The 12964-nt window shown below is 49.1% G+C and carries 7 protein-coding genes; all 7 read left to right on the top strand.

The window, feature by feature from the left end; all coding sequences use genetic code 11:
* Positions 1–12 precede the first annotated feature (12 nt).
* The 7 genes from BUA14_RS27950 (at position 13) to BUA14_RS13995 (ending at position 12764) form a co-directional block, all read left to right on the top strand.
* The gene (locus BUA14_RS27950) at positions 13–4455 is read left to right on the top strand and encodes a hypothetical protein (RefSeq protein WP_072773148.1); all 4443 of its coding nucleotides are present in this window, start codon (positions 13–15) and stop codon (positions 4453–4455) included.
* Positions 4456–4479: 24 nt separating this feature from the next.
* Positions 4480–5187, top strand: a complete 708-nt coding sequence (locus BUA14_RS13970; RefSeq protein ID WP_084078641.1) for a CIS tube protein — start codon at positions 4480–4482, stop codon at positions 5185–5187.
* Between the two features lie 29 nt (positions 5188–5216).
* A complete protein-coding gene (locus BUA14_RS13975; RefSeq protein WP_072773149.1) occupies positions 5217–6299 on the top strand; it encodes a phage late control D family protein in 1083 nt (360 codons plus the stop codon).
* Positions 6300–6360: 61 nt separating this feature from the next.
* A complete protein-coding gene (locus BUA14_RS13980) occupies positions 6361–7110 on the top strand; it encodes a phage baseplate assembly protein V (RefSeq protein ID WP_207649551.1) in 750 nt (249 codons plus the stop codon).
* Positions 7111–7132: 22 nt separating this feature from the next.
* Complete coding sequence (locus BUA14_RS13985; protein WP_072773151.1) at positions 7133–7549, top strand: GPW/gp25 family protein; 417 nt, start codon at positions 7133–7135, stop codon at positions 7547–7549.
* Positions 7546–10578 (top strand): baseplate J/gp47 family protein, encoded by a 3033-nt coding sequence (locus BUA14_RS13990; RefSeq protein WP_072773152.1) that lies wholly within the window; start codon positions 7546–7548, stop codon positions 10576–10578. Before BUA14_RS13985 ends, BUA14_RS13990 begins: the two co-directional genes overlap by 4 nt.
* Positions 10579–10595: 17 nt before the next feature.
* Positions 10596–12764, top strand: a complete 2169-nt coding sequence (locus BUA14_RS13995; protein ID WP_072773153.1) for a baseplate J/gp47 family protein — start codon at positions 10596–10598, stop codon at positions 12762–12764.
* Positions 12765–12964 lie beyond the last annotated feature (200 nt).

Raw genomic sequence — 12964 nt, forward strand, 5'->3', positions numbered from 1 at the left:
CGGAGGCTGGTTATGGAAGGAATGCAAATCATCGGGGAAATTCACCGTAACGTAAAAAAGATGAAGTCCATAACAGACCCAACCTTTGCCAAGCTGATCAGGAATCAATACCTGATGCGGACCGATAAACGATGGGGTCTATTGTCCTTGTATTTTCTGGAAGATTCTCCATCCGAGGATGCTCAGCCCTTGCTCAACCAAACAGTGGTTTTTCGGCCGGAGGTTGTTTTTCAGTTTCTGCAAAACACCATTAACCGCTCTCAAATCTTAAATCACTCTCATGGTTTACATAATACAAACCGGACTGTCCTGCCTCAATCAGATCCCGTTTCAGGGCAAAGCTCAGAGCTGGAAAATCCCCAGGCGTACGGACCGATCAGGGAAGGCAGCAGAGAAGCAGGTTTGGGCAGCCAAATCCATAGATATTCCTTCAGCAAAAGTGTCAGCCCGAATTATCATCTCCGATACGGTTCCCATATCACTGGGAATAAGGGTCTTACAAACGCGATGCCAAACGATAAAATGCGCATCAATTCCAACAGTGCCCTTATCCATAACCCGTATCACGATGACGGCTCACTCTTTCCGGGAGCTTTGCTTTCTCAGAGCCCCTTGTTTCATTGGAAATTTCATCAGGAAAAAGATTTCCCCTCTCCCGGCTCAATACTCAGCCAAGTTCTTCTTCCCCTAAGTCAAGCCAACATTGCGCTGACATTCCGGCCAGCCTTGCAGGCCAACTTGCTATCGGCACTTAATTCGGTCAATCAGCCAAAATTCATTGCGGCTTATAGTCAAAGGGAAGGGCCAAAACTCATTTCAGCTTTCAGACAAACCGAACAGCCAAATTTCACTTCGGTTTATAGTCAAAGGGAAGGGCTAAAACTCATTTCAGCTTTCAGACAAACCGAACAGCTAAATTTTACTTCGGCTTTCAGCCAAAGGGAGCGGCCAAGGTTTACGTCAGCTTCCATTCAAGCCAATCAGCTTAATTTTGTTCCAGAGTTTAATCCGGTTAGTAATTCAGCAACCCGGCCAGGATTTACTGGGGTATTCACGCCCTTGATTCAACGAGGATTTAGCTCTCCGTTGAAAACTCAATTTACCCTGGTGCGAAACCCTGTAGTTATCCAAAAGTCAGCAAACAACCGGGAATATCCGGAAAACGGCCCTCTCTTATGGAGTACTTCGGAATTGATCAGCGAACTAATCGGCCCTAAAACCCCCACCTTTATAGGCGGCGGGTATCCAAGGACGGCTAAGTCCGGTATGGACTCGACTGACTTTCAGTGGGGGGCGAATCTCCTATGGAAAGAAGCCTGGTTCAAAGAACAGGATCATAAGGAAAGCTTAATTCGGGAACACAAGGAAACGATAAATCAAGATCATCCGCTTCAAAAGGAGCGCTTGAGACTATTAAGTTTTCTTGAACCAAGCTTTTATAAGTATTTCACGGATAATCTCCAGACAAATCTCAGTCAGAATTTTCGTCAACAGCGGAATTTCAGCAAATATCCTGATATCTACCCCATTCAAAACTTTCAGCAAAGATTTAGCCCCTTACCAGGAACGTGGCTCAATGCTCCTGGAGCAAACCTTAGAGCAAACCTTAGGGAACCACGCCGCTTCAGCTCGGCTCTTAACCAATCAAGGGACGTCAAGGCAAGCCTCCCAACCTTGGCTTGGGGTTATAAGCTTATTACCAATAATTTTACCGGCTTCAGCCCCGTTTCGGCACGCAGCCCAATGCCCCAGTCGAAATTTCCCTTCCTATATAATAGATCACTAAAACAAACATTTAATCGGGCAATCTTGTCACGTTTCCCTTTGATGCCCGGTCCGGCATTCGTCTCAATCTATAAGTCAGCATTTGCCTCAATCTATGAGTCAGCATTCACCCGGATATATCAACGGCTCTTTCAGCCAACACCGGGTTGGGAATTCACCCCAAGCCTAGACAAGAGTCGGGGACGTTCAGAAGACCGGCAATTGAAGAAGATAAGCTTATTTGCCAAAGATATGGAGTTCATTCAAGCAGAGCAACTAAAAGACTTAGTTCCGGACAATGAGCAATATATGAGTGAGCTTAATCAAAGTTTGATACAAGGCCTCACGCAAAGCGCTTCTCAGAATTTTGCCCAAAGCCTTAAGGAATTTACTCAAAGCCTCAATAGAAACTCAAATGATTATCCGAATCCAAATCCTGATTCCCTGCGGCAGAAAGAGCTTAACCGTGCCGGTGATGGACGGAGCGAAGTCTATAGGCTGTCTGATCTGTTCAAAGCCGTATCAGCAATGGTTAGGCCAAGTCTCCCCGGTTCCGGTGCCGTGTCAAACCGCTTTAGCTGGAATCTCGAATCAGGCCGAATTGAACCGAATCCTCAGCCCCTATTTAATCCGGTCAGAGGAGGCCGGTTTAACGCAAATCTTACTCTAAGCCTTTTTCTGGCATCTGAGAAGGCCGGAATGTTAAGTTCTTTTCAAAAGAAAAACTTAAGGCTAAGCAGCTCAGCGCCAAGCGGTAGGTCTGCAGAACCATTGCTTGACGGTCAATCCATTTTCCCCGTCATACTGCTGGGAGATACAGTCTTTGCCGGGCCAATATTAAGCCAAAGAAATACTATCCAGAGTTTCTTCCCGGTCCGGCCGGTTTTTAACAGCAGGCTTTTAAGCGGCGGACATTTAAGCACCTCTATAAGTGACAGAGTTATCGACAAAGTTATTGATAGAATTATCCCTGGAATGATCAATAGAGTTGAGATCAGCCATAGAGCGGTGTTAAACAACTCGCTCAGCCCTGTCACTCCTGCCGGTCTTGTCAACCCTGTCAGCCCTATCAGCCCTATCGCTCCTGTCAGTCTTGCTGGTCCTGTCAGCTTTCCCACTTCCATCGGCCTTGGTCAAGAAACTGTAGTTAAGGCTGGAAGTGGGAAAAAGCTTTATCCGACCAGACCGTCCCTAGGCATATCATCTTTCGGTATGCCACACCCGCGGACGCTGCATCTCCCTGCAGCAGTGCTGAATGCTCCCCATTTCAGTACACCCTATCTGAATACCCTGCATGCCGGTACATCTTATCTGAATGCTTTGCATGCCGATACATCAACATTATATTTTTTGGATTTGTACACTTCATTGACTAATATTCCCGGCAGAGATCATCCGGTTTCTGATCATGTCACTCCCAACCTGTTGGATTCAAGCCGGGAGATTTTAATAACCCCTCAGCTTAAAAACATTTCTTTGGCTGAACGGGCAAATCAATGGCTTGCAAGGATTCTAATAACACCAAGAACTCTGATGACGCCAAGAACTCCCGGAGCTCCAGGAACTCCAGGAACTCCAAGGGGTTCAATGACGCCAGGAAGTTCAGGGACTCCTTGGGAAATTCCCGGCTCTTTGATCTATTGGGAATCATGGAACAGGGAATCGCTGAACAGTGAATCAAGCGATACCGCTCCTTCTGCTTTAAGGAATGCAGAAAAGGAGTATGGCAGCAAAGAAAAACTCCATCAAGGCCGGGCTGAATTAAAGAATATTTTCCGCCCATCGGGGCTCCGGCTTATCGAGAAGCTTTTGGGGAATGTCTACAGGACATTGACACATAATCATATGGAAAAATATCTGGCAGGCAAAGAGAGCTTTGAAAAAAGCGTCGCCGGGAATCCGCTTCTGACCCTCCTGAAAAACGACCCCAAAAGCGAAGAACAGGAGAGGGGCCCCTTGGAGAGCAGTCTGGTAGAGAATTATGCCAGTTTCAAATCTGAATTGGAAAAGATAAAAAATCTCTTTGCGGTCCGGCAGTTTAGATCCCCACAATTTAAAATCCAATCCTTTAAATTCCCAACCTTTCAATCCGGAAGTGTTTTCAGTCCGGCCTTATCCAATCCTTTGCCTACCCATCAGAATTTGGAGGCCTGGCTTTTCCACAGAAGAGGTCAGGGTCCCCTAACCATCCTTCGTGAAAGATCCATCCCTCGTCTTGATGGTGAGAAGGATATTAAGGTTTCCAGGGACTTACGGACAGTATCCAGGTATGGAGAGAGCACCGTACTTTTGCAGGCTGACGAAGCCAGGCGCAAAGAGCTCCGGACTCTCAGGAATACTCAGCTGGTGGCTCTGGCCAACCCCATAGCTTATCAGGACAGAGAGGGAGAAGGGCCGGAGATGATCATTCTTGCGCCGCCGGTGATCGCTCAGGACTATAACTCGGGTTATACCCAAAGCCTCCCAACCATTACCTATCGGGAGGAGGAGGAAAAACACCGCCTGAATAAGCAGCACGAGCCGGTGATGAAGTCCTTGAATACCCCGGTGGAAATCGCTTCCCCATCTCTGAAACAAAGTATACAGAATGTGGATTTCATGAATCCTACCGAACTCAACCGACTTGTGGATAAAGTATATTCCCAGCTGGAGACAAGGCTGAAAAGGGAAAAAAGGCGTTTCGGTTTTTAATGAAAGGGAAAGGGGAAAGCAACCATGCTTTTTATGCCTAAAGCAACCATCAAAGTCGCAGACTCCGGCGGAAATTTCCAAAATGCTTCGGTTTCGATTCCCGGTTCCGGTGACTGCAAATGCTTATTCAATCCTGCCGAATTTGTGATTCAGCGGTCTGCCAACTATGTTGAACACAAGATTCCCGGACTGGACCGGCCGATTATCCAGTTTATCAACGGCGAAGCCGAGGTTATGAAATTTTCTTTGTTCTTTGATACTTACTCAGCCGGTCCGGAGACGGGAAATCTGGATCTGCTCGCCAATAATCTCAAGCCCACCTTGCTGAAAGCCGATGTCCGCAAGTTTACGGAGCCTTTTTATAAGCTTTTGGACGTATCGGAGGATAAGCATGCCCCCAGCCTGGTGAGCTTTGAGTGGGGAAAGACAAAATTCGCCGGGTATATTATGGACATCAGTCAAAAATTCACCCTATTTTCCCCCAATGGAGTGCCTTTGCGGGCTACTCTGGAAATCACTTTGAAATCCAATAAAAAAGATAATAATATCCGCAATTCACCGGATCGCACCAAACACCGGGTGGTTAAGAACGGGGAGGCCCTGTTCGCCTTCGCTTATGCGGAATACGGAGATTGTTCCCAATGGCGGAGAATAGCAGAAGCCAATGGGATTGACAATCCCCGGCGCCTGCGCTCAGGAGAAAGTATTGTCATTCCGGCCATTCTGCGCTGAGGACTTGACTTAAGCAGGAGGAACTGAACGTGGCAAAGTGTGAATTCAGCAAACTGGAAGAAAGTTATAAGGGATTCATCAACCCTGACTTCACCATAAAAGTCGGACAGAAAACTGTCCAGAAGGATTTCGCCATTGTTGACCTTAAGGTAAAAATGTCGGCTGCTTACGATATTGGCTCCTGCGAGTTTACCGTGGCGGGGATTATGGATCTTGAGGAAGGGGAAATCCGGAAAGAGGTATTGAGTACGTTTAAGACCGGCGAAGTGGTGGTGGTGGAAATGGGGTACACCTCCAGCCTGCAGGGAGTTTTTAAGGGATATATCAACTCCATAGCTTATGAGTTCAGCGGGCAGGGTCCGGCCATCACGGTTGAATGCTTGGATGCCAAAGGAGCCCTGGTCAACAATAAGACCTGGGTGAATTTCGGCAAGAAGGACATCAAGGAAATCGTCACCAGCATACTCAACGAAAAATGCAAGGATTATGCCGATATAGGCACCATTGAATCGGATTTTGACGCCGGTGAGGAAGGGGCCTATGATGAGAGCCCGGAGATTAAGAAAGATGTGGATGATTATCAATACTTAAAGGCTTTTGCGGAGCGGACTAATAATTCCTTTTGTGTGATCTATGATAAGATTTATTTTTGCAAAAACCTGGCTGAAAAAGCTGAAGTCGGGATTAAGCTGGAATGGGGGAAGCATTTGCTGACCTTCGCCATGGAGCATGATATTTCTCAGCAAATCGGTGCCGTAGAGGTTTATGGTATGGATCATATTGAGCATAAAACCTTTTCCGGGAAAGCGACCAATACGGATGAGGTTCCCACAGTAGTGAAAAACAAGGTGATTATGATCAATGATCCCAAAGGTGTGGTCAATGAAGGTCAGGCGACAGCTCTGGCCAAGCATACTTTGGCAGCCCACCAGACCCAGTTCGTAACCTGTAAAGGCTCCACCATCGGACTGCCCGATCTGAAAGCCGGAGACAAGGTGGAGATTGGGGGGATGGGTGAGGGCCTGAACGGAACCTATTACCTTACTCATGTGACCCACAGCATCAATGGGGGGGGCTATCTTACCTCCTTTGATGGGCTCAGACCGGCTTAGTGCTCTGCAACCCCTGATTCCTCACTACATAAAAGAATTACCTAAAAGACCGGAGGGTTGAATGATGTCGATTTTTGAGCAATTTATGCCATCCCAGGGACAAACGAAGGAGACCATGAGCGGGGTTATTCTGGCTAAAGTAACCAATATCAATGATCCGGAAAAATTGGGCAGAGTGAAATGTCAGTTTATCACTAAAAATGATGAAGCCCTGGAGCTGGATTGGGCTTACGTTATGACACCTTTCAGCGGCAAGGAATGCGGATTCTATTTTATTCCCAATGTGGAAGATACGGTGCTGGTAGCCTTTGAAAACGGGGATATTTATCGGCCTTACATCATCGGCAGCCTGTGGGGTAATCTGGCCAAGCCTCCTGGGGCTGTCAATGAAGGCAAGAATGAGACCTATATGATTAAGACGCCCAATAAAAGCACCTTGGAATTTTCTGATGTTCAAGGGAAAGAAAAGATATCCCTGACCACTCCTAAGGAAAGAAAAATCATCCTTGATGATGAAGGAAAAACCATTGAAATCACCGATGGCAAGAATACCCTGTCCATGAATGAAAACGGGGAAGTCAAGCTGACCTGCAAGCAAAAATTGATTATCGAAGTGGGCAGCGCGGCTAAAATCACCATTGACGGTACAGCCGGAAGCATCAAGATCGAAGGAAAACAAGCCATCAACCTGGAGAGTGCTCAGGTTGAAGTGAAAGCAACGGCCAATGCGACCATTAAGGCCAATGCCCAGGTGTCCATCGAAAGCAGCGGCATGACCATGGTTAAAGGGTCCATGCTTAAATTGAATTGAGGAATCCAGGGGGGAAACGTCAATGGCTGAAGCAGATACCAAAAGCTTTTTGGGCAGAGGATTTAAATTTCCTTTTGCTATCGATCCCCAGACAGGAAAAATCGCCATGGTGGAGCATGAAGAGGATATCCGTGAAGCCATCGAAATCATCCTGAAGACCAATGCGGGAGAGCGGGTGATGCGTCCGGAGTTTGGCTCAACAGCCAAGGATTTCGTCTTCTCTGTGAACCGGCTGGAAAGCATCGCCGCCTTCGAGACTGAGATTCTGGATGCTCTGGCCAGGTTTGAACCGCGCATTAAAGATATTGAGGTTGAGGTCAGAAACGATGATGGGGATAAAAGTGTGGTTATGGTCACTATCCGTTATGTGGTCAGAAGCACCAATAACCTGTTCAACAGGGTCTATCCGTTCTATATTCTGGAGGGGGCAGGAGCATGAATACGATGCCAAGGATTGATCCCAGAAAAGCCAAGGATCTTCTCCAAATCATCAAAGGGAAAGCCGGGATCTATACTCCCGAATGGAAGTATGAGCGGTCGGCTATGGATGGAGGGGCTGCCTTAGCCGAGTTGTTTGCCCAGATGTTCGGGGAGACGATCGACCGGCTGAACCGCATGCCCTATAAGAATTATTTGGAATTCCTGAATATCCTGGAAGTTTCAGCCCAGTCCGTGACCCCTGCTGCAGGGCTGGCCGTATTCCGCCTGGTGGAAGGTTCCCAGCGCAGTGTGGTCATTAACCGGGGGACCCAATTGTATTATGATCGGGGCCAGGAGGAAAGGGAAGAAGGGAGCGCCCGGGTAATTTTTGAAACCACCAAGGATTTTTATGCTACTCCGGCCAAATTGATGGGGTTTTATTCCATCAACCCCCGTCAGGATATTATTGAGAAACTGGATTTTGAGGAAGGATCGGTGACTTTTTTTAATCCCTCCGGGGCCAGGAATATTCAGCGCCATGCTTTTGCTCTGGCCAGTCAGGATGTGCTGAAACTGGTCAGCCCCGCCGACATTACCTTAAGTCTGGAGAATACGGCTTTAAGCTATTTAAATGAAGAATACCTGGCCCGTTTGGCCAATCCCGGGTTTGCCCGGTGGTCTTATTATGACGGAAAAGCCCAGATTCCTTTTGACCAGGTCAAGGTTAAGGATGGGCAGCTCCATCTGCTTAAGGATAATCATACTCCCCTCCGCCCCTATGTACTGGAGGGTGACTCCCCGGAAGAGGAAAACTTCTGGATCACCTGTACGATGCAGTCTGACGGCCAAAGGGATGAAATCCTCATGGACAGGATCGCTATGGGCAGTGCTTATCTGCATAGAGATCAACCTGGGGTGCATATTAAGCCGGATCTGCTGTACTCTAATGACCTGGCCCTGGATGAGGAGCAGGGAGGTTATTGCTTCGGCACACAGCTTATGCCTTATCAGTGCTTCTATATGGCATCCGAGGAGGTGTTCTCCAAACGCCGGGCCCGGATCAACATCGAATTTGCGCTGAACATGGTGACCCGGCAGGTAGGGGACGCCAACAGTGTTTATCAATATAATTTCTATCGCAAATATGTGGTGGAAAAAGTGGATATTCCCGCCCCTGTTCCGGACCGCATCGTTGTTTCCCGGGTGGTTTGGGAGTATTGGAACGGTGCCGGATGGACCCATTTAAAAGTGGAGGGCGACGTCAATCCTTTCCAGGGGGGAGAAGGTTCCTTCAAAAAGAGGATCTCTTTTCAGTGCCCTGAGGATATCGTCAAGAATTCCCAGAATTCCGTGGAAGGATATTGGATCAGAGCCCGGGTCGTGGAGGTGGAGAATGCCTTCTCCATGTATGCCCACCTGCTGCTGCCCTATCTGGAAGCGGTTTCTTTGGATTTTACCTATGGCGAGACCTTGAAAGCTGCAGAAAAGATTTATACAGAGAATAATTGCGTGAAAGCTTTAAGCGCTCCCGGTACTTTTGCCACCTTTAAGCTCTATGAGCCTTTGCGGGAGAAGGTTCATGGGGTGTACTGCGCTTTTGATCAACAGCCCAACGGCTTTCCCATCACCATGTATTTCAAAATAGAAGGGCAGAGTAAAGCCAAATCCCTGCTTAAGATCGAGTATCTGACCCAGGATATTAAAGGGGAAGGGGTTTGGCATGAGCTGAAGTTCACCGACACCACGGAAGGACTTACGGAGGATGGGATTATCTCCGTCTATGCCCCCCGGGATTTCAAAAAAGACACCCTTTTCGGCCAGGAAGGCTATTGGCTGCGGATTGGGGAGGGCAATCTGAACTACGCAGAACGGCCCACGATTCAACCCCTTGTGCAAAAAGTAATTCCCAATGTGGTGGAAATCATTCAGAAAGAAACCATTCGCGGCGAGCTGTTCCGCACGGACAGCTATGAGCCCAACAAAACCATCACTCTGCGCAACCGTCCTGTCCTGGAGTGTGAACTCTGGGTCAATGAGATCCGTGATATCAGTCAGGCGGAAATGGCTTATTTAAGGGAGAACAAAGCCAACTCTGTGGAAGTTCACTATGATCAAGGGGGACATCTCCAGGAGTTTTGGGTGAAATGGGACCCCTGTGAAACATTGATCAATGCAGGGGATAACAGCCGCCATTATAAGCTGGACCAAAACACCGGCAGAATTTCCTTTGGCAATGGCTTGAATGGGAAGGTGCCTTCTCCGGCTGAAGAGGGCAATATCAAGGTTAATTACGCCTTTGGGGGCGGCAAAAAAGGCAATCTGCAGGAAGGCACCATCGAAGGACTTCTGATCGGCATTCCCCATGTGGATCAGGTGACGAATCTGGAAATGACCTCAGGGGGAAGCGATGGACATGATCTGAAAACCCTGGAGAAAGTCGGTCCCTGCAAGTTGCGCCATCAGGGGCGGGCAGTCACGGCAGCCGATTATGAAAGCCTGGTGCTGGGGCAGTTCGCCGAGGTTAAAGATGTCAAATGCGTGGGCAATTATGATGCCTTCGGGCAGCCGGCCTGGGGATATGTTACCCTGGTGGTTTTGCCCGCCCATATCGAAAACAGAATGTATAGTTTAAAGCTATGCAGGAAAATCGAGCAGTCCCTGAAGCAGCGGGTGAGCTGTGAGCTTCTGGCGGGGGGAAGGTTCTCCGTTGTCCCCGCCATTGTTATGAAGGTCAATGTCATGGTCACCGTTTCCCTGGAGGACTATGACAGAGCGGCGGAAGCGGAAAGAGATATCAGGGAAGCCCTGAAAAGGTACTTAAATCAAGGCATGTCCGGCGGACAAAGCTTTAAAATTGAAGAAATCCCCTCACTGCGCAGTTTTTATATGCTGCTCAATCCCCTCAGGAATGTGGCCCGTATTCAGGAAATTATCCTGGAGGGCCGGTATTACGAGGGAAGCACTCTGCGGGTTATACCTCTGGATGGAGAGTTTAATTTAAGGTACGTGGTGGTAACCAGCGGGGAACATACGGTGAAGATTTTATAAAGAAATGGGGTGAAACCATGATTTCTTTGCCCAACTACGATGACCAGAGCTTTCAGTCCATTATGGAGACGGCCATACGGCGTATTCCGGTGATCTATCCTCAGTGGACGGATTTAAATGAACATGATCCGGGAATCACCATCCTGGAATTGTTTGCCTGGCTTAAGGAAATGCAGCAGTATCAATTGAACCGGATTTCCTCCCGGAGCTATGCAAGCCTTTTGAAGCTTTTGGGGGTAACCGTGAGGGGGCCTGCTCCCTCGGCAACCCGTCTTGGTTTTGCCGGCTTTTCCGGAGAACTCACTCTGCCCCGCGGTGCGCGGTTTTCTGCTCAGGATGTGGTGTTTGAAGCCCAGAGTTCTGTTCATGTGCACAGTCTGAAGGTAGATCATGTCTATGTGAGGGATGGCAAGGATTTTCATAATGTTACGGACATGATCAAAGAACCCAGTCTCTATTGCCAGGTTTTTGGCTCCGCACCCCGGGAAGGAGACAGTGCCCTCTATATTGGCCTCAATGGTTGGGCAGGGAAAGAGGAGCTGACCCTCTATTTTCAGATGGATGAAAGTTATCCCGTCTCCAGGAACCCTTTTCGGGAGAACGCCCTGCTCCCCCGGGAGATTGCCTGGGAGTATGGAGTAAGCGGGGAAGAGGGCCTGGAGTTTCAGGTCATGACCAATGTCCGGGATGGGACCTGGGGTTTATCCCAGTCGGGTCAGGTCGTCTTCTCTATGGATCGGGAACCGGTTCCCGGAAGTCCCGGGGAAGGGCTGCCCTTTTGCTGCTGGCTCCGTGTGCGCTTGATTCGCCAAGGGTGTGAAGAAAACCCCCGGCTTTTGAATATATTTACCGATACCTTGCCGGTGGTGCAGAAGGAAACTCATTGTGAGATGATGGGCTATTCCTTCGACCCGGCTGCCTCCGAAGTCCTGTGCGAACCGGACAGCCGGCTGGCTCAGGAGGGTGAAGTCATGGTCTTTGTCCGGGATGAGACCGGCTGGCAAATTCATGACCAGGTGGAGGTTTTACCGGACAGCCAGGGAAGGGGAAGGGTGTTTAAAATGAGCCTTCCTTCGGGAATGGCTGTGGATGGAGAAGAAAATATCCGCATTCTCTGTTATGAACCCTCCTTTAAGAGTGCAATGCTTCTTCCGGGTTCCAATGGCCTGCCCTGCCAACGGTTTCCCTTCCGGCATCAGGAGGCTTTGTTGAAAGAACAGCTCCGCCTCATGGTCTATGAAGAAACGGAAGAGGGTCAGCGCCGATGGACGGATTGGAACTATAGTCATAATCTTGCTCTGGCCGGGCCTTATGAGCGCTGTTTTACCTATGACAGTGCCAGGGGAGAGCTGGTTTTCGGAGATAACGAACATGGGGCGGTCCCTTTAGCCGGGGAGGACAATATTCTGATTACGGATTGTGCCGTCACCAAAGGAAACAGGGGAAATATCGGGCATCAGGACTTTGCAGTCCTGGACTATGGAGCATTCAGCCTGAAACCCTTCAACCTGCATCCGGTCAGAGGGGGAAAGGATGAGGAAAGCCTGCCGGCTGCCCTGGAACGATTTCAGCTCTCCCTCAAGGAGTGTACAAGAGCGGTCACGGCAACGGATTATGAGACCTTGGCCATGGGCACTCCCGGACGCCGGATCATGGGGGCCAAAGCGATTCCCTTTTATGATCCGGACAGTAAAGTGGCCGGTGCGAAACAAACTGCGGCCACGGTGACGGTGGTGGTGGTCCCCTATAGTGAGGAGATTTTTCCTCAGCCGGATCAAGGCTTTTTGGAGAGCGTCCGCCGGCATCTGGATCATTACCGCTTAATTACCACCCAGGTGAAAGTCATTGGACCTGCTTATATAAAGATCTCCCTTGATGGAGAAATCCTCGTGGACAGCAAACGCCGGGAATATATTGAGGAGGATGTGCGCAAGAACATCGAAGATTATTTCCGGGAACTGCGCCAAGGCAACTCTGCCCAAGGAGGGAAACCGGAATTCGGCAAGCCGGTGCAGGAAAATACCCTGGCGGTCAGGATCAGTCAAGTCCCCGGTGTCATTTATGTGAAAAAACTGACCCTGGGGGTAAAACTGGGGGAAAGCTACCGGGACAGGGACGGGACCATCGTCATTCCTCCCTATGGTCTTCCCTATCTGGGGGATCTGCAGATCCGTATTCTGATTTGATGCTTTGTAAAGGACCCGTAAGCGTAGCTTTATCCTACAGAAGAGAGCGAATTGCGCGGAAGGGTGACAAGGTGGACGATGTTTCTGCAGCATAGCGGAGCCACTGGTTCACATCAGGTATTACCCTGAGGTTTGGCGGGAGCTGCTGCGGAAACAAGTACGCCAGCCCTGGAGTGCCTGAGCGGCGCGGATGTGGGATA

The organism is Desulfitobacterium chlororespirans DSM 11544, assembly GCF_900143285.1.
In the GTDB taxonomy this organism is placed as follows: domain Bacteria; phylum Bacillota; class Desulfitobacteriia; order Desulfitobacteriales; family Desulfitobacteriaceae; genus Desulfitobacterium; species Desulfitobacterium chlororespirans.